The 17,604-nt window shown below is 56.9% G+C and carries 14 protein-coding genes; 7 read left to right on the top strand and 7 right to left on the bottom strand.

Translation table 11 applies throughout. The features are described 5' to 3' along the window. Nucleotides 1-75 precede the first annotated feature (75 nt). Both DSCA_RS25430 and DSCA_RS25425 read left to right on the top strand, forming a co-directional pair. Nucleotides 76-828, top strand: a complete 753-nt coding sequence (locus tag DSCA_RS25430; RefSeq protein ID WP_155319116.1) for a 16S rRNA (uracil(1498)-N(3))-methyltransferase — start codon at nucleotides 76-78, stop codon at nucleotides 826-828. A 48-nt stretch (nucleotides 829-876) separates the two neighbouring features. Further along, the gene (locus DSCA_RS25425) at nucleotides 877-2,013 is read left to right on the top strand and encodes an NAD(P)-dependent oxidoreductase (RefSeq protein ID WP_155319115.1); all 1,137 of its coding nucleotides are present in this window, start codon (nucleotides 877-879) and stop codon (nucleotides 2,011-2,013) included. Between the two features lie 92 nt (nucleotides 2,014-2,105). On the opposite strand, the gene DSCA_RS25420 is transcribed toward DSCA_RS25425, so the two are convergent. Then, nucleotides 2,106-3,233 carry a class II glutamine amidotransferase domain-containing protein gene (locus tag DSCA_RS25420; RefSeq protein WP_155319114.1) on the bottom strand — a complete coding sequence of 376 codons (1,128 nt, stop codon included), beginning with the start codon at nucleotides 3,231-3,233 and terminating at the stop codon, nucleotides 2,106-2,108. A gap of 160 nt (nucleotides 3,234-3,393) precedes the next feature. On the opposite strand from DSCA_RS25420, the gene DSCA_RS25415 reads away from it, so the two are divergent. The 4 genes from DSCA_RS25415 to gdhA all read left to right on the top strand — a co-directional run bounded on the left by DSCA_RS25415 (nucleotide 3,394) and on the right by gdhA (nucleotide 10,696). Next, complete coding sequence (locus DSCA_RS25415; protein WP_155319113.1) at nucleotides 3,394-4,149, top strand: GAF and ANTAR domain-containing protein; 756 nt, start codon at nucleotides 3,394-3,396, stop codon at nucleotides 4,147-4,149. 273 nt (nucleotides 4,150-4,422) lie between these two features. Next, the gene (locus DSCA_RS25410) at nucleotides 4,423-6,006 is read left to right on the top strand and encodes an FMN-binding glutamate synthase family protein (protein WP_155319112.1); all 1,584 of its coding nucleotides are present in this window, start codon (nucleotides 4,423-4,425) and stop codon (nucleotides 6,004-6,006) included. 190 nt (nucleotides 6,007-6,196) lie between these two features. Continuing rightward, nucleotides 6,197-9,166, top strand: coding sequence for a PEP/pyruvate-binding domain-containing protein (locus DSCA_RS25405; protein ID WP_155319111.1), 2,970 nt, complete (start codon nucleotides 6,197-6,199; stop codon nucleotides 9,164-9,166). A gap of 180 nt (nucleotides 9,167-9,346) precedes the next feature. Continuing rightward, complete coding sequence (gene gdhA, locus DSCA_RS25400) at nucleotides 9,347-10,696, top strand: NADP-specific glutamate dehydrogenase (RefSeq protein WP_155319110.1); 1,350 nt, start codon at nucleotides 9,347-9,349, stop codon at nucleotides 10,694-10,696. A gap of 97 nt (nucleotides 10,697-10,793) precedes the next feature. On the opposite strand, the gene DSCA_RS25395 is transcribed toward gdhA, so the two are convergent. From DSCA_RS25395 to rsxC, 6 genes are all read right to left on the bottom strand, one after another. Continuing rightward, the gene (locus DSCA_RS25395; protein WP_155319109.1) at nucleotides 10,794-11,705 is read right to left on the bottom strand and encodes an RnfABCDGE type electron transport complex subunit B; all 912 of its coding nucleotides are present in this window, start codon (nucleotides 11,703-11,705) and stop codon (nucleotides 10,794-10,796) included. Next, entirely contained in the window at nucleotides 11,693-12,538 is an 846-nt protein-coding gene (locus DSCA_RS25390) for an electron transport complex protein RnfA (RefSeq protein ID WP_155319108.1), read from the bottom strand. Before DSCA_RS25390 ends, DSCA_RS25395 begins: the two co-directional genes overlap by 13 nt. A gap of 15 nt (nucleotides 12,539-12,553) precedes the next feature. After that, entirely contained in the window at nucleotides 12,554-13,174 is a 621-nt protein-coding gene (rsxE, locus tag DSCA_RS25385) for an electron transport complex subunit RsxE (RefSeq protein ID WP_155319107.1), read from the bottom strand. After that, nucleotides 13,167-13,838, bottom strand: coding sequence for an FMN-binding protein (locus tag DSCA_RS25380; protein WP_167527954.1), 672 nt, complete (start codon nucleotides 13,836-13,838; stop codon nucleotides 13,167-13,169). The genes rsxE and DSCA_RS25380 overlap by 8 nt, the downstream gene beginning before the upstream one ends. A 74-nt stretch (nucleotides 13,839-13,912) precedes the next feature. After that, nucleotides 13,913-14,923, bottom strand: a complete 1,011-nt coding sequence (locus tag DSCA_RS25375) for an RnfABCDGE type electron transport complex subunit D (RefSeq protein ID WP_155319105.1) — start codon at nucleotides 14,921-14,923, stop codon at nucleotides 13,913-13,915. A 10-nt stretch (nucleotides 14,924-14,933) separates the two neighbouring features. Then, nucleotides 14,934-16,298, bottom strand: a complete 1,365-nt coding sequence (gene rsxC / locus DSCA_RS25370) for an electron transport complex subunit RsxC (RefSeq protein WP_155319104.1) — start codon at nucleotides 16,296-16,298, stop codon at nucleotides 14,934-14,936. Between the two features lie 345 nt (nucleotides 16,299-16,643). Here rsxC and DSCA_RS25365 point away from each other — a divergent pair, with 345 nt between their 5' ends. Beyond that, nucleotides 16,644-17,591, top strand: a complete 948-nt coding sequence (locus DSCA_RS25365; RefSeq protein WP_167527953.1) for a universal stress protein — start codon at nucleotides 16,644-16,646, stop codon at nucleotides 17,589-17,591. The last annotated feature ends 13 nt before the right edge of the window (nucleotides 17,592-17,604 follow it).

Here is a 17,604-nt window from a genome sequence, read left to right as displayed (position 1 = left end):
GACAGGTAAAGCGGTTTGGTGAAAACAGAGTGAATCGTTGCCGTTGGCTTCAAGCATCAACCGGAAAGCAAGCTCATGAACTTGAGACGGTTCTATATTTCACCGCAAATGGCCCTTACACCGCAACCGGAGATTACCGGATCGGATGCCGGCCACATCTGTCGGGTGCTTCGCCTGACGCCCGGTGACGTCGTGGAGCTTTTCGACGGCAAGGGAAACGGATACCGGGCGACGATCGCATCGGCGACCCCCAAACGCGTTCGGGTCACCATCGAGAATCGATTTCCGCTGCTGGCCGAATCGTCCGTTCACATCACCCTGGCCCAGGGAATTCTCAAAGACCGTAAAATGGATGACCTCATTCGGGGGTTGACCGAACTGGGCATTGATTGCTGGAAGCCCTTTTATGCCTCCCGATCGGTGCCGGTACCGAAAAGCGCAGCTTTGGAAAAACGGTTGAGGCGGTGGGAGAAAATTGCCGTAGAGGCCGTCAAGCAATGTCGGCGAGGCTGCGTTCCGACCATTGCGCCGGCTGACACCTTCGACGATATACTGGCGTCATCGACGGACTGCGACCTTAAACTGCTTTTCTGGGAAGGCGCGTCCCGGGCATTTAATCTTCCCCGGCAAGCCCCCAGGAGCCCCCAGAAGATAATGGTTGTGGTCGGCCCGGAAGGGGGGTTCAATCCCGAGGAAGTGCAGCGGGCGCAGGCGCATGAATTTTTCACCACCGGCCTGGGCCCGCGCATTCTGAGAGCGGAAACCGCCACCCTGAGCGCCTGCGCACTGGTGCAGTACCGTTTCGGCGACATGGGGGCCACCCCATAAGCCATCAGGCCCTGGCGGCCCCATCACGGAATCTCATAGGAGAAAAAAATGGATCCGTACCCATGGGAAACGCATCACCCCGAAGGGAAATTCCGGGTTGTCGTCACCCAAACACTTCCCGGTCAGCGATGGATTGAAATACTCACCACGGCCGACTGCCGCATCGAGGTCTGCCGGACGCAACATGCTTTAGACAGCCAGAGCATCAGGGCGGCCATCGGCGACCGGTGTGACGGTGCCATCGGGCAGATCACCGAATCGTGGGATGCCGCTATTTTTGATGCAATGAAGGCCGCCGGCGTTTCGGCTTACAGCAATTATGCGGTAGGGTACAACAACGTGGACCTGGGTGCGGCCTCCCGGGCCGGCATCCCGGTGGGCAATACACCGGGCGTGCTGACCGAAACCACCGCGGAAATGGCTGTGGCCCTGACCTTTGCCGCGGCCCGTCGGGTGGGCGAGGCCGAACGCTTTCTACGGGGCGGCCGCTTCGCCGGGATGCGCCCCGATCTCTTGCTGGGCACCCGGCTGCATGGCAAAATCCTGGGCATCATCGGCGCGGGCAGAATCGGGTCCGCCTATGCCCGCATGATGGTCCAGGGCCACGGCATGCAGGTAATTTATCACAGCCGTTCCGCGAACCCCGGGCTGGAATCCTTTGTGGCCGACTACAATCGCTTCCGGGTTTCCCAAAACCTGTCACCGGTAAGCTGCCATCGTGCCGACTCACTCGAAACGCTTCTGGAATCTGCGGATTGCGTCAGCGTCCATACCATTCTGGACGAAAGCACCCGCCACCTCCTGGATGCCCGTCGACTGGGGCTCATGAAAGCCGATGCCATCCTGGTCAATACCAGCCGCGGCCCGGTGGTGGACGAGGCCGCCCTCGTGGACCACTGCCGTCGCCATCCGGGTTTTCGCGCCGGACTGGATGTGTTCGAGCACGAACCGGACATGGCAGCCGGCCTGGCGGAACTGGACAACGTGGTCATCGTCCCCCATATCGGCTCGGCCACCCGGTGGGCCCGGGAAGGCATGGCCACCCTCGCGGCCTGCAATGTGGCCGGCATCCTCTGCGGGTATCCCCTCTGGCGGCAGACCGACATCCTGCCCTTTCTCGAAGGAAACCCGCCGCAGGCCGTTCCCAGCATCGTCAACGCCCGGGAATTGGAAATGCTGCCCTGATGGTAACGCGGATGTTTGAGCATTCAAATGGCGGGCAATGCCCGCCCTCAAGTATCGGAGGGAGCCCTGGCCAACATCGATGCAACACCGGGTTAGTTGGCCATCAAGGGATCGGTCTGGCGGACCAGATCCACGCCCTGGCGGTCCGGGTGGACGATAGCCGTATCCAGGTGCATGGGCTGGATGTCCAGAGAGGTGTCCCGTTGGGGAATGACGGCGTCAAGCCCGCATATTTCAGATGAAAACACGAAGGTTCCGTCAACACCGCCGATGACCCCGGGCCGGAGTTTTTTTCGGTCCTGAACCATGAAGAGCGTCGTATCCGGAAGGCAGCCGATCACACAATTGGGCCCGTCGATGATCAGGTTCCGGCAGGCGTATTTGAGCTGGGTGAGAAAAATGGCGTCCGGATGCAACTTGATGGCATCATCGGTCAGGGGCGTGATGCCGTGCTTGTAACATTCCAGCCCCAGCCCCAGATAGGAGATAAGATAGTGCAGGCTGTGGGTAAACACCTCCGAATCGGACACATATCCCCGGTAACCTTCAAACGCCCTGGACATGAGAAATTCACGGTTCTGTGTAAAAGCGGTATTCTCTCCATTCGTCATGGTTGAAAAGCCATTAAGAAAAAAGGGATGGCAGGCATAGAGGTCGATATCGTGATTGGTGTTCTGCCGGCCCTGAAGCAGCATCACACGGGCCACCAGATCCCTTCTGTCCAACCGGAGGTATTCAGCCACGTCGAACGGATCCCCGACCTCCTTGATCATGATCGTATCCGGCCAGAAGGAGAAGACCACCATGTCCTTTTCCACCTCGCCCATCTCCTGCAAGCGGAGCCGGACAGGCATCAGTCGCTGCAGCATCTCGTCGTTCGAGAGATCATCCCATTCCGTTGGATAATCATAGGCCCTCACCAGATAAACATCCCGCCTGGGAACGCCGGCAGGCAGCATTCCGTTGGTTTTGAATGTGATCTTGTACTTGGTCGTGAATCCCTTGTCCATCATGAAACGGTCCAGGCGTTTGAGACCCGTTGCGGAAAAAATACCCGACAGCACCGGGATGCCCTTCATGTCTTCAAAGGGGCCGCCAATGTCCCGCAGTAGGAGGCCCACCCCAGAACCGTCATAGCCGTCGCGCATGGCGGCAAGGCCGTCGAAGGCAGTCTGCGTCGAAACATAGTCCCTGCTCGTTATGGCGAGCAACCGGCACATGGGAACCCTCTGGGAAAACTGGGAAAAGTTAAATATGGTTTGAATGAATTGTTACTATTTAATTTTAGTGCTACTGAATGTCAAGCGGAAAGCATGACCGGCAATCCAACCCTCCAAACAAATTATTGAAAATTCAATATCAGCATTATACCCTTCATGCATGAAAAAAAATGACCAGGACACTTACGATGGTTACATCAAGGCACTGACGGATATCAGCCGGGCCATTACGTCGGAATTGTTTCTGGAAGACTTGCTCAAGCTTATCGTCATGGTCACGGCCAAGGTCACCGGAGTAGAGATCTGCTCCCTGTGGCTCATCGACGAAAATTCAAAGCCGCCCCAAATAAGGCTGAAGGCCACCCAGTCCATTGACCCGGAATACGTTAAGGACCGCTCCTTGAATTTAGACGAGGGGGTCGTCGGCTATGTGGTTACCAATAAACGCCCCATCACCATAAAAAATGTACTTCGAAGCAAACGCTTTAAAGAAAAGGAAATGGCCCGGAAACTGGCGTTGGCCTCCATGGTCGGTGTGCCGCTTAAATTGAAGGACGAGAAAATAATCGGAGTGCTCAACTGCTTTACGGCGGTCCCGCACAGCTTTACCAGAACCGAGATAAACCTCTTGACGGCGGTGTCCAACCAGGCCGCGCTGGCCATCATGAACACGGAGCTGATGCTCAAAACCAAAGTCATCCAGGAGGAATTGGAGACACGCAAGCTGATCGAACGGGCCAAGGAAATTCTGATTCGCCGACGGGGCCTGAATGTCGACAGCGCGTTTCGATGGATCCAGAAGCGAAGTATGGACAGTCGAAAATCCATGCGAGCGGTCGCCGAAGCCATTTTGCTGTCCGAAGATCTGGGATACTACTCCAGCATTCCCCACGCCTTGAAAAAAGACAGTACATAAGTCATACTAAACTTCTCGCTTGACATTAACCATTGGTGCTGATATCGGTTACTCATAAATTGAAAGCCGTTTCCCACAACGAGGTGTGAAACGGCCTGACAAGCGACAAAGGCGTCTGTTTGATATCCCGAATGAGGGAAGGCGCCTTTTTGTGTTTGTGGCGAGGCGACCGTCCCCCGAAAGGGAGTGGTCGCCTTTTTTTTGGTGAACGCATGAAGGTGGATCGAACGGATGGCATCACGGCTCAACATTCAACAGGTGAGGAAAACAATCATGAATCTTCAAAGACCCAATGCAAACGAAGCCCTTGAAACCAAAAACCGTTCCCGCAACGTCGCCCCCCAGTCCGGGCTGTGCAGCCGATGCATCGATGGGTGCAAAGGCAATTGCGATCTGTTTCGCGCAACCTTCAGGGGCAGGGAACTCCTCTACCCCCAGCCTTTCGGCAGCATTACCGCTGGTGCGGACAAGGACTATCCCGTTGACTATTCTCACCTGAATATCAACGGATATGCGATGGGCGCCAATGGAATCGACCCCAACCCGGACGCCGCCACCTTCCCCAACGTGGATACCGAGACCGCCTTCGGCGTCGACAGCAAGGTAAAGATGAAGGTGCCGATCTTCACGGGAGCCTTGGGCAGCACGGATATCGCCCGTAAGAACTGGGAGCATTTTGCAATTGGGGCGGCCATCAGCGGCATTACCCTGGTATGCGGGGAAAACGTATGCGGCATTGATCCGGGACTCGAATTCAACGGCAATGGAAAAGTGGCCAAATCACCTGAAATGGACCGCCGGGTCAAAGAATACCGCCGGTATCATGAGGGCTACGGCGACATTCTTGTCCAGATGAACGTGGAGGACACCCGCAACGGCGTGGCGGAGTATGTCATCGAGAAACTGGGGGTCGAAACCATTGAGTTGAAATGGGGCCAGGGGGCCAAGTGCATCGGCGGTGAAATCAAGGTCAACTCGCTGGAAAGGGCCATTGAACTCAAAAAACGGGGTTATATCGTCACTCCGGACCCCGAGGTCCCTGCCTTCCAGGCGGCTTTCAAGGCCGGACCCCTGAAACAGTTCGAACGCCATTCCCGCCTGGGATTCATTGACCAGCAAGGATTCATGGACGAGGTCGATCGGTTGCGGAAACTCGGCGCCAAACGGATCACCTTGAAAACCGGTGCCTATCCCATGCGGGAACTGGCCATGGCCATCCGTTGGTCCAGTGATGCCAAAATCGACCTGCTCACCATTGACGGCGCCCCGGGAGGAACGGGCATGAGTCCCTGGAGAATGATGTGTGAATGGGGCGTTCCGGCGATCTACCTGCATTCCATGGCCTACGAAATGTGCGACCGCCTGGCCAAGCAGGGACGGCCGGTACCGGACATCGCCTTTGCCGGCGGATTTTCATCAGAAGATCACGTTTTCAAGGCACTGGCCCTCGGCGCCCCCTATTGCAAAGCCGTCTGTATGGGGCGTGCGTTGATGATCCCGGGGATGGTGGGAAAAAACACCGAGAAATGGTTGAGGGGCGAACAGGGCGGCCTTCCGTCGACGGTATCCAAATTCGGATCGACCAAGGAAGAAATCTTTATGAACTATGAGGTGCTTAAGGAAAAATACGGGTCTGAAGCCGACAACCTTCCGCTTGGGGCGGTCGGCATATTCAGTGCGGTGGACAAAATTAAGGTCGGCCTGCAGCAGATCATGGCCGGTTCCAGAAACTGGAAAGTGGAATATATTTCCAGAAAAGATATCTTCTCGCTGACCGAAGAATGCGAAAATGTGACCCGGATCCCCTACGTCATGAATGCTTACAGGGAAGAGGCCTTACAGATCATAGACGCCTGATGGACCTCTGGCCGGATGTTCGGATGAATTAACGCGGGGGGCGGTATTACCGCCCCTTTCCATATGGTTAGCATCACCCATATTTTGCTTATTTTTTTAGTATCAGTTATACAATCATTCTGCGTCGTTTTACCCGTTTGCGGGCGAGGAAACCTGCAAAAGCCAAACAACCCATGGTGACGAGGCCGACATGATTGCTTCGGAAAGTGCTATCCCCCGGGAATTTTACTCTCATTTCAAGATGTTCCACGAAATGATGCCCATCAAGATCAAGGAAATCCTTTTGGTGTCGAGTCCCTACGATGCCTTCATTATGGAGGAGGATGGCAGCCTAGCTTCCCGCATAATCAATGAATACAGCGGCTTGAACTTAAGTCACCCCCCCCGGGTCACCCGGACCGCATCGGCCCTGGAAGCCCTTTCGATTCTCGGTCAAAAGACCATTGACCTGGTCATTACGACACCCCATTTAGAGGAAATGGATGCCTTTTCCCTGTCGCTGCAGGTTAAAACTGCCAATCCCGACCTCCCCGTCATTCTGCTGAGCCACACCCCCCGGGGGGTTTTTCCCCTGCCTGAAAACAGGGATTGCAGCGGCATCGACAAGATCTTCATATGGTCGGGCAACTCGGATCTGCTTCTGGCGCTGGTCAAAAACACGGAAGATCATCTGAATGTATCCAACGACACCTCGAATGCCAGGGTTCGTGTATTGATCCTGGTGGAGGACTCCCCGGTTTACTACTCCTCGTTTTTGCCCCTGATCTACAAGGAAATTGTAAGGCAGACCCAGACCGTCCTCGGCGTCGGCCTGAATGAAGAGCACCGGCTGTTGCGGATGCGCTCCAGGCCGAAGATCCTTTTGGCCAACACCTACGAAGATGCCCTGACGCTCTGTACCCGCTACCAGTCGTACCTTCTGGGTATCATCTCGGATACCCGAATCCCCAAAGATGGCGAATTAACCGAAAACGCCGGTTTCCTGCTCCTCTCCCGAATCAGAAAGGAAATACCCGACCTGCCGATGCTGTTGCTCAGTTCCGAACCGGGCAACCGGGAACGGGCCACTCGCATCCCGGCCCTTTTCCTCGACAAGAATGCGCCCCACCTGCTGTCCGAACTGCACGATTTTTTTATGGGCCCCCTTGGTTTCGGGGATTTCATTTTCCGTATGCCCGATGGAACGGAAGTCGCCAGAGCCGCAGATCTTCAATCCGTCCAGGCCCGATTGCCCGACATACCCGATGAATCCCTGTGGTTTCATGCCAGGCAAAACCATTTTTCCAATTGGATCATGGGGCGATCCGAAATTGCGCTGGCATCCAAATTCAAGGAAGTCAGGGCCAGTGACTTCACGGATACGGAGTCTTTGCGAAACTATATCATCGCAGGCATTAACGAGATGCGAAAATGGCAGCAGAAGGGGGTCGTCGCCAAATTCAATAAAAAATATTTCGACGCAGAAATAATGGACTTCGTTAAAATCGGCCACGGATCGTTAGGCGGGAAAGCCCGGGGGCTGGCCTTCATGGCAGCGCTGTTGCAGCAGAACATGGGTATTTTCGAAAAATATCCCGACGTCACCATCAGGATCCCCCAGACGCTGGTCATCAGTACGGACGCGTTCGAAGCGTTCATTCAATTGAACAACCTGAAAGAACTGGCCGGCAAGTCGATCTCCGACGAAACCATAAAGAAGCACTTTCTCAACGGCCACTTGCCGGATTGGCTCGTCGACGACCTGAAAGCCTATCTGGCCCAGGTTCACTACCCCCTTTCGATCCGTTCGTCCAGCCTGCTGGAGGATGCCCAATTCCAGCCGTATGCCGGACTGTATGAAACCTATATGATCCCCAACAATCATGCCTCATTCAATATACGGCTCAAACATCTGATGACGGCAGTGAAACGGGTCTATGCATCCACCTATTACGAGGGTCCCAGGGCATTTTCCAGGGCCACCTGCAACAACCCCCAGGAAGAAGCCATGGCCGTAATCATCCAGGAGCTGGCCGGCGGCACCCATGGGGACTTTTTTTACCCGGCCATCTCAGGTGTGGCTCAATCTCACAATTTTTATCCCATCGGCCCCATGAAACCGGAAGAAGGAATCACCCACGTTGCCCTGGGTCTCGGGAAAACCGTGGTCGAAGGTGAAAAGACCCTGCGTTTTTCCTCTCGATATCCAACCATTTTACCCCAGTTTTCGCTGGTCGAAGACATGCTGAAAAATTCCCAGCGTCATTTTTATGCCCTGCGCGTCAGAAACTATCCGCAAGCGCTGAACTTCGAACACCACTGCAACCTGGAGAAAAGGGATATCGACGATGCCCGGAAAGAGTACCCCGTTTTGTCGCTGGCCAGCACCTATGTCCCCGATGAACACCGTATCCGGGATACGAGCACCGTCAATGGCCTGAAGGTCCTTACATTTGCCCAGGTACTCAAATATGGTTCGTTCCCTTTGCCAGAGCTGCTTATGGACATACAGGAACTGGGGAGAAAGGGAATGGGATGCCCCGTGGAGATCGAGTTTTCCGTCAACCTGGGTACCCATGACTCGAAAAAGGGGGATTTCAACTTCCTTCAGATCCGGCCCATGGTGGCCGGTGGCGACCGTTTCGAAGTCCAGATCGACGCCGACGAGGCCCGCAAGGCCTTCTGCGTTTCCCGCCAGTCCCTCGGAAATGGAAAAAGTGAGGAAATTACCGATATTATCTATGTCCAGCCGGATAGGTTCAAACCCGATGCGACGGTTCAGATCGCAGAAGAAATCGGACAGATGAACACGCCCCTGGTCAAATCGGACCGCCGATACCTGCTTGCGGGCCCCGGCCGATGGGGATCGTCCGACCGCTGGCTGGGCATTCCGGTTCACTGGCAGCACATTTCAGGGGTGGGCGCGATCATCGAGCTGAGAAATGACAAGTTGAAGGCCGACCCGTCCCAGGGATCTCACTTTTTCCAGAATATCACGTCACAAGGGATTTTTTACGTCACGGTCACCGAAGGCTCGAACGATTTCCTGGACTGGCGCTGGCTCGACCGTCTCCCGGTGGTTCGGGAGATGGCCTTTGTGCGACATGTTCGATTAGACCATCCCATGACCATAAAAATCGACGGACGGACATCCCGGTGCGTCATGATCAAACCCGACTGAAACGCGATGCCGGTGTTTTCCTGCAACGGGTCCCGGGCTCCCTGAATCCGCTTCTGCCCGGGTCAATGCCCGCCATCGACATTGCGGCGGAAATTTTCAGTTTCATGTTTCAACAAGCAATGCGCCTGAACGAAATTCGTATGCATCACCATTCATCATCTTTTTAAAAAGGAGGCCATTATGCCCGACATCCTGAAATCAATTGAAGCCAGGGATCCTGCCGAGAAGGAATTCCAACAGGCCGTACACGAAGTCATAGAGTCGGTTAAGCCGGTTCTGGACAGAAACCCCGAGTACCGGCACAGTGCCGTTCTCGAAAGAATCACGGAACCCGAGCGCGTCATCATGTTCCGGGTGCCATGGATGGATGATCAGGGGAAAACCCATGTCAACCGGGGTTATAGAATCGAAATGAACAGTGCTATCGGCCCCTATAAGGGCGGACTACGTTTCCATCCCTCGGTCAACTTGAGTATCCTCAAGTTCCTGGCCTTTGAACAGGTGTTCAAGAATGCGCTGACCACCCTGTCCATGGGCGGGGGAAAAGGGGGGTCCGATTTCGACCCCAAAGGCAAGTCGGACAATGAGGTCATGCGCTTCTGCCAGGGCTTCATGGCGGAACTGTTCCGCCACATCGGTCCCAATACCGACGTGCCGGCCGGAGATATCGGCGTAGGTGCCAGGGAGATCGGCTTTCTCTTCGGCATGTATAAAAAACTGCGCAACGAGTTTACCGGCGTCCTCACCGGGAAAAGTCTGGGATGGGGTGGCAGCTTGATCCGGCCTGAAGCGACCGGCTACGGCGCCGTTTATTTCGCGTCGGAAATGCTGGCCACACGAGATGACAGCCTCGAGGGCAAGACCTGCCTGGTTTCGGGTTCCGGCAACGTGGCCCAATATACCGTTGAAAAAATAATCGATCTGGGCGGCAAGGTGGTCACCCTTTCGGACTCTTCCGGTTATATTTTCGATGAGAGCGGCATCGACAGGGGCAAACTGGATTACGTCAAACGCCTCAAGAACCTGAGGCGGGGTCGAATCAGCGAATACATCGATAAATACTCGGCAGCGGTCTATACCGAGGCGGATTCGACCCTGGAAAACAATCCCTTATGGGACCATGCGGCCGACTGCGCCTTCCCCAGCGCCACCCAAAACGAAATCAACGGGAAAGATGCCGATAACCTGATCCGAAACGGCGTGTCACTGGTTTGTGAGGGGGCCAATATGCCTTGCACCCCGGGGGCCATCGACCGGTTCCTGGACAAAAAAATACTCTATGCCCCGGGAAAAGCCGCCAACGCCGGCGGCGTAGCCGTTTCCGGCCTCGAAATGGCCCAGAACAGCATGCGGCTCAACTGGCCCCGGGAAGAGGTGGACGAACGTCTCCAAATCATTATGCGAAGCATCCACCAGACCTGTCTGGATGCATCCGCGGAATATGGGGATCCGGGCAACTATTTTATCGGCGCCAACATTGCCGGATTCGTTAAAGTCGTCAATGCCATGCTCGATCAGGGACTCGTGTAAAAGGGGAAAGCGGGTTCAAATGGAAGAGGCCTTCCGGTTAAATCAGGAAGGCCTCTCTTCATGCTGCATTTTTTGAATTTCATGAATCGATAGAAAACTACCCTCGCCACTCCGTATCATCGACCGTGGTCTTGAAATCCGGTTTGACGATGTCGGGCAGGTCTTCCTTGGCAGCGGCCAGGATATCCTTATCCGACGGCGTACCGACGAAAACCAGCCGGTTCCGGGGACACTTCTTGGCGGCGATCAGGCCGGCCTCCAGATTTTCCAGGGAATAGTTGTCGTAATCGAGACACGACAGGTTGTCCTGCAGGGTAAACATCTCACATGCCCGTCCACAGGCCCCGCACCCGACACAGCCCACCTTGCACACCGACTTGACATCCTTGCCGGCATCATGGTTGGAGCACTCCACCACCAGCATGCGGTCGCTCTTGAAAGGCGCCATGGTGATGATGTTGCGGGGGCAGGCCTTGGCACAGGCCCCGCAGCCCACACAGCGCTCGTAATCCACACGGGCCAGTCCGTCTTCAATATGGATGGCATCGAAATTACAGGCCCGGGTGCAGTCGCCGAAGCCGAGGCAGCCGTAAGTGCACCCCTGGATATCGGTCACCAGGTTGGCCGGTCCGCAGCGTTGTTCACCTTTGTATGGGCTTCTTCCCAGCCGGTCGCTCGTATGGGCACCGCAGTGCACCACCGGCCGCCAGGGATAACTGGCGGCGACCTCCACTCCCATGACCCCGGCCAGGGCCTCCGCGCAGCTTTTGCCGCCCACGGTGCACAGGTTCACCGGTGCGCCTTCCAGTACGATCGATTCGGCATATTCACCGCAGCCCACGTAGCCGCAGCCACCACAGTTGGCACCGGGAAGAACGTCGATGGCGGCATCTACCCGCGGGTCCACTTCCACATGAAAGGCCCGGTTGGCCCATCCCAATACGAATGACAGCACCAGCGCCATGCCGAGCATGGTGGCGGCGGCCAGTCCGATAGTTACCCAACCCATGATCCCTCCATTCGTATAGAGGCAGCGTCTTCAGCCGGTGTTGAGGACGGTTGAGCGTCCAATGGTTGCATGCGTGACTTTAATTGCGGGGAGGTCTCTACCGGCACGGTCGTGGTCGTTTCCGCCACCGCAGGCTGGGCGGTCATGGCCTTCCGGAGTCCCGAATCGACCCCGGTGAATCCCATGAACGCCATGGCCAGGATGCCCCCCACAATCAGCGTGATGGCGGCACCGCGAAACGGTTTGGGGACATCGCACAACTCCAGTTCCTCCCGGATGCCGGCCATGATGACGATGGCGATGGTAAACCCCACGCCGCCGAAAAAAGCCAGGGTCAGGGCCCGGCCCAGGTCCCATCGGTCCGCCGGGTTTTCCGCACCCACCACGTGGCTCATGATGGTCAGGCAGGCAAAGAGGATCGCGCAGTTGGTGGTGATCAGGGGCAAAAACACGCCGAATGCCTTGTAAAGCAGTGGGAAAAACCGGCGAACGTACATCTCCACAAACTGGACCGACGAACTGATGGCAAAAATATAGACGATGTAGCTCAATATGGTCAGGTCCACCCGGGCGGCTGCCTCGGCCGGCATGAACAGGCTCGCCGCCAGCCGGGTGAGCGGAGCGCCGGGCATCAGCACGAAGGTGGTGATGGTCCATGAGATGAAGGCGGCGATGGTGATGACAAAGGTAACCGCCGCGCCCATGCCGACGGCCATGCCCACGTGCCGGGAGACGCCGATAAAAGGACAGATGCCGACAAAGTAATAGAGGACGAAATTGTTGATCAGGGCCGCCCCCAAGGCGATAAGCAGTATGTCGATGAGATAGTTCATGGGGTCATTTTCTTCCTAAGCGAGCTTTTTGCCGTCCTTGCGGGCGGTGATCCAGTTGACGGTTCCCAGCAGCAGGCCGAAGGTGAGAAAGGCACCGGGAGGCAGCACCATGATCACCCAGTCCGGCCAGACCGCCGGCAGGAGCCGAAGCCCGAACAGGCATCCGGTCCCGAGTATCTCGCGGATGGCGGCAATGCTGGCCAGCGCCAGTCCGAAGCCCATACTCTGGCCGATGGCATCCGCCGCGGCAACCAGCGGGTTCTGCTTGGAGGCCACCACCTCACAGCGGCAGATGATGATACAGTTGACGATAATCAGCGGGATATAGGGCCCCAGGGTTTTGCTCATCTGGTAGAGATAGGCCGCCAGCAGCCGGTCGGCAATCGTGACGAAGGTGGCAATGGTCAGGGTAAACACCACGATACGCAGATGCGGCTTGAGCAGGTTGCGGATCAGGCTGATGATCACATTGGCGCACAGCAGCACAAAGCCGACGGCCCCGGCCATGGTGACGGCCGCCATGAGGCTGTTGGTCACCGCCAGGGTGGGACACAATCCCAGCAGCTGGCGATACACCGGGTTTTCCGGCAGAATGCCCTGGATAAAACGCTCGGTGGCGGTCGGTTGGTCAGCCATTGTCTTTACTCTCTTTCCCGACGATGTCCGGATCGGCGGTCAGGGGGTGTCGCAGGTCCCCGATGGCCGTGTTGATCAAGGCGGTCACACTTTTGGATGAAATGGTGGCACCGGTCACCGCATCGATTTCTCCGGGGTTGGCGGCGCCGGTTTTTACCACCACCAGCGCCCGGTCCGCCGGGGCATCGATGAACTGGCCCCGCCAGCTGTCGGTAATGATCTTGTTGCCCAGTCCGGGCGTCTCCTTCTGGTCCAGAACAAAAAGACCGGTGATGGTGCGCAGGTCAGGCGACAGCCCCAGCAGCAGTTCAATGGTGTCCGCATAGCCCTGCCCTTTGGTTTTCACCACCCACCCTTTCAGGTCCCCCTGGTAGCGCGCCTCGTAGACGCTGTAAAATTTATCCCGGGCCGGCTTTTGAACCCTCACCTGGCGGGGGGCGATCTCCAGGGTCTGGTTTTCGGTGGCCATCTTGGCGGCCAGGGCGCTTCCCAGCACCAGTTCGGGAACTTTCTCCAGGGTTTCGCTGGTTTTGTTGCTCTCGATCACGGGTCCCAGGGCCAGTTGAACGCCAGCCAGGGACATCCCGAAACCCACGGCCAATACCAGCACCAGCCAGGCCTGAACGAGATTGCTCGATCGCCATCCGCCGGTTTTTTTTTCCATCACAGCTTCCATCGTCATTGCACTCTATTACCTTGTTTCGCGGTCATCCAGAAAAGGCCGATTCCTGAAGGACACTATTTACCTCCAAAAGGCGTGGGTATGGTCCACCGGTTGACCAGCGGGGTCAGGGCATTCATGAACAGCACCGCAAACATCACCCCTTCCGGGTAGCCGGAAAAAAGCCGCAGCACCATGATCAGAAGGCCGGTACCCAGGCCGAAAATAAATTTCCCCTTGGGGGTCAACGGGCTGGACACCGGATCGGTGGCAATGAAAAATGCCCCGAAAAGCAGGGACCCACCCAGGATATGGTGCACCACCGTCCATCCGTCCGCGGGACCGGCAAGATCGGCCATGCCCCCGACCACCAGAACGGCAAGGAGCAGCCCGGCCGGAATCTCCCAGGCGGCCGTACGCCGGACGATCAGATAGAGGCCACCCAGCAGGCAGGCCAGTGCGCTGGTTTCCCCCAGGCTCCCGTTGGTGTTCCCCCAGAAAAGGTGGGCCAGGGGGGTAACCACGCCGTTCATCTTGAAGGCATTCATGGGGGTGGCCTGGGAGATGGCGTCCACGGCGCTGCGCGCGTCTTCGAACCCCGATGCGGCCAGTGCGCCGGCAAAGGAGATCATGACGAATGCACGCCCGACCATGGCCGGATTGAACAGGTTCATGCCCAGACCGCCGAAAATGATTTTTCCGATGCCAATGGCCACGAAGGCGGCGATCAGGCCCACGTACCAGGGTGCCGTGCCGGGAAGGGACATGGCCAGAATGATGCCGGTGACGATGGCCGAGCAGTCTTTCAGTGTCGAGGGCCGCCCGCGCATCTTCACGAAAAGCAGTTCCGCCAGCATGCTCCCGCCTAAACAGACGGCCAGCTGGAACAGGGCATAACCCCGGAAAACAAACAGGGACATGGCCACCACCGGTGCCAGGGCGACGAGTACATCCACCATCATCCGCCGGGTGCTGGATGCCGTCTGAACCAGGTGGGGAGACGGCGATACGTGCATCACCGGCACGATCGGTTCGGTTTCATCAATAGGAGTCACTTCTTTTTCCTGCATGTTTGCGTTTTTCTCCATGGTCCCGTGGTCACCCCCGGTCCGCCGCCGCCACCCGGGCCTTGCCAGCGCGTATCAACTGAACCAGGGGAATATGGGCCGGGCAGGTGTAAGCACAGGAGCCGCACTCGAAACAGGCCATAATGTTGTATCGCCGGGACAGAGCGATGTCCTGGTGCCTGGATGCCATGGCAATTTTGGTGGGGACCAGCCGCATGGGGCACACGTCCACACACTTGCCACAGCGCACACAGACCGTCTCCTCACCGGCCGCCACTTCGTCCCGGTTCATCACGGTAAGGCCACTGGTGCCCTTGGTGACCGGGGTGTCTGGATTGGTAAAGGCGAACCCCATCATGGGACCGCCGGCGACCATGCGGGCGGCGTCGGGACGCAGGCCGCCGCAAAAATCGATCAGTGCGCCGAAAGAGACGCCGATGGGGGCCAGCACATTGGACGGATTGACAATGCCGCCGCCGGTGACGCTGATCACCCGGTGGGTCAGGGGTTTATTGTGAATCACGGCCCGGGCGACGGCAGCCATGGTGCCCACGTTGCTGATGGCCACCCCCACATCCGACGGCAGACCGCCCAGGGGGACCTGGCGATTGATCACGGCCTGGATCAAATGTTTCTCACTGCCCTGGGGGTATTTGGTCCTTAACACGGCAATCTGGATACCGGTGCCGGCTGCGGCGGTCTTCAATGCCTCAACCGCCGGCATCTTGTTGTCCTCGACGCCGATGACGATGCGTTTGGCCCCCAGGCTGCGGCCCGCCAGCAGGGCGCCTGAAACGATGGGCGCGGGCGCCTCTATCATGAGCCGGTAGTCTGAAGTGAGGTAGGGCTCGCACTCGCAGCCATTGACGATCAGGGTGTGAATGGGCTTCTTGTCGCTGGGCATGATCTTCACGTGGGTGGGGAAGGCCGCCCCGCCCAGGCCCACCAGGCCGGCGGCATTGATATCCCGGCTGATCTGGGCCGGATCATGGTCATCCATCCCCGTTGTGGGCCAGTCGCCGCCGAATATCTCATCCCACAGCGCCTGACCCGACGGGATCTCTCCTTGCGCTTTGATGGGCAGGGTGTCCATGTGCCGGCCGTTGGCCAGGGTCACCCGCATCAGCCGCTGGACGACTCCAGGTACCGACGCATGCAGGGTGGTGGAAACAAAGGAGGTACCCTTGCCGATGGTCTCGCCCCAGGATACCGTCTGGCGGGGTTTGACCAGCGGTTCACACGGGCCGCCGATATTCTGGTGAAGGGACAGGACCACCTTGTCCGGCGTGGGCATCACCCGGATGGCCGCATCCTTTGAAAACGCCTTGCGGTCCGGCGGATGGATCCCGTGGGCAAAGGTGCCGCTGCCTTCAAAACCATCGAGCTTCAGTGCCATGATTGCACCCTGAATTTCATTTTTTTAAAATATGTCATTTTTATCACCCCCAAATACAAAAAAGATTTCCGCTACGGAAATCTTTCAGACAACTAAGCTTTCCAGAAAATTCTCGAAATTAGTTCTTTTCCCCTGAAAATGTCAAGTCCCAAAACGGCACTTGTTTTTTCAAGTGTCCTCCGTCGGGTTCCATTCTCGCTCAAACCGTGGCTGTAAGAGATGAGTTGCCGGTCCAAGCCGTTTCCGATATTGACGGTTGCCCGCTTAAGGGATATTATTCAGAGAAAAGTGAGAAAATAATTTTTAATGCCGATCATCTCCAACATGAGATTCAGGAGGTTCTGCGTGCCGGAAAGCGTCCCCCCCCAAAAAGTACTCGTCGCCGTAGACGGCAGTGAACAGTCTCTGCGGGCCATTCGTTATGCCGCCGGGGTTTTTCCACCGGATCGCACCCACATCGTGCTCTTTCATGTGCAGGCTCAATTGTTCGAGCTTTTTTCCGATCTGGACGCCTACCCGCACTACAAAAGCAGGGTGACCGGCCTGAAACGATGGGCCACCGAACAAAAAATGGAAATCTCTAGCACCATGGACAGTGCCATGGTCTATTTCAAACAGAAGGGCTTCCCCGAATCGGCCATCACCGTCAAAACACCCGCCAAAAAATTGGGGATCTCCCAGGATATCGTCAAGGAATCCTACGACGGGTATCATGCCGTCGTCGTGGGGCGCATCGGGTGGAGCCGCTTCAAAGACTGGCTGATCAAGAGCACGGCCATGAAGCTGGTGGCCAAAATCAAACACATTCCCATCGTGGTGGTGGGCGGCAAGCCCGACGCCAAAAATCTGCTGGTGGCCTTTGACGGCACCCACGGTGCCATGAAGGGCGTGGTCTGCGTCGGTGCCCTGATCGGCGCATCGGGCCACGACCTGCAGCTGTACAGTATTATCGACAGTAAAAAAAAGTTCTGGCCCGGAGACCATGCCTATTTCTCGATCGACAATTGCGTCAGTCGAATCGTCACCGGAAATCTGGAAATTGGCGAGCAGCTGGAAGAAGCCCGCACCCGACTGCTGGCCGAGGGCTTCCCTCCGGAACGGATCTCGGTGAGAATTCATGCCGTAGGCCGGGACCGCGCCACCTATATCGTTCAGGAAGCCCAAAATAATAGCTTCGGGAGCGTTGTCGTCGGCCGCAGGGGGCTGGTCACCTTTATCGATGAATTTTTCATCGGACGGGTCAGCGACCAGGTTCTCAAGCTGGCCGACGAGCTGGCCGTGTGGGTTATTTAGTGATCGTCCAGAA

This window comes from Desulfosarcina alkanivorans, assembly GCF_009688945.1.
In the GTDB taxonomy this organism is placed as follows: Bacteria; Desulfobacterota; Desulfobacteria; order Desulfobacterales; family Desulfosarcinaceae; genus Desulfosarcina; species Desulfosarcina alkanivorans.
The sequence above is the reverse complement of the archived record's forward strand: the minus strand, read 5'-3'. Positions and strand labels throughout refer to the sequence as shown.

Bases quoted from the DNA above. Each gene is read 5' to 3' on its own strand.
- DSCA_RS25390 (WP_155319108.1), bottom strand. From the start codon at position 12,538: ATGAACTATCTCATCGACATACTGCTTATCGCCTTGGGGGCGGCCCTG.
- gdhA (WP_155319110.1), top strand. From the start codon at position 9,347: ATGCCCGACATCCTGAAATCAATTGAAGCCAGGGATCCTGCCGAGAAG.
- DSCA_RS25405 (WP_155319111.1), top strand. From the start codon at position 6,197: ATGATTGCTTCGGAAAGTGCTATCCCCCGGGAATTTTACTCTCATTTC.
- DSCA_RS25380 (WP_167527954.1), bottom strand. From the start codon at position 13,838: ATGGAAAAAAAAACCGGCGGATGGCGATCGAGCAATCTCGTTCAGGCC.
- DSCA_RS25425 (WP_155319115.1), top strand. From the start codon at position 877: ATGGATCCGTACCCATGGGAAACGCATCACCCCGAAGGGAAATTCCGG.
- rsxC (WP_155319104.1), bottom strand. From the start codon at position 16,298: ATGGCACTGAAGCTCGATGGTTTTGAAGGCAGCGGCACCTTTGCCCAC.
- DSCA_RS25420 (WP_155319114.1), bottom strand. From the start codon at position 3,233: ATGTGCCGGTTGCTCGCCATAACGAGCAGGGACTATGTTTCGACGCAG.
- DSCA_RS25395 (WP_155319109.1), bottom strand. From the start codon at position 11,705: ATGGGTTGGGTAACTATCGGACTGGCCGCCGCCACCATGCTCGGCATG.
- DSCA_RS25415 (WP_155319113.1), top strand. From the start codon at position 3,394: ATGAAAAAAAATGACCAGGACACTTACGATGGTTACATCAAGGCACTG.
- DSCA_RS25430 (WP_155319116.1), top strand. From the start codon at position 76: ATGAACTTGAGACGGTTCTATATTTCACCGCAAATGGCCCTTACACCG.
- DSCA_RS25410 (WP_155319112.1), top strand. From the start codon at position 4,423: ATGAATCTTCAAAGACCCAATGCAAACGAAGCCCTTGAAACCAAAAAC.
- DSCA_RS25375 (WP_155319105.1), bottom strand. From the start codon at position 14,923: ATGGAGAAAAACGCAAACATGCAGGAAAAAGAAGTGACTCCTATTGAT.
- rsxE (WP_155319107.1), bottom strand. From the start codon at position 13,174: ATGGCTGACCAACCGACCGCCACCGAGCGTTTTATCCAGGGCATTCTG.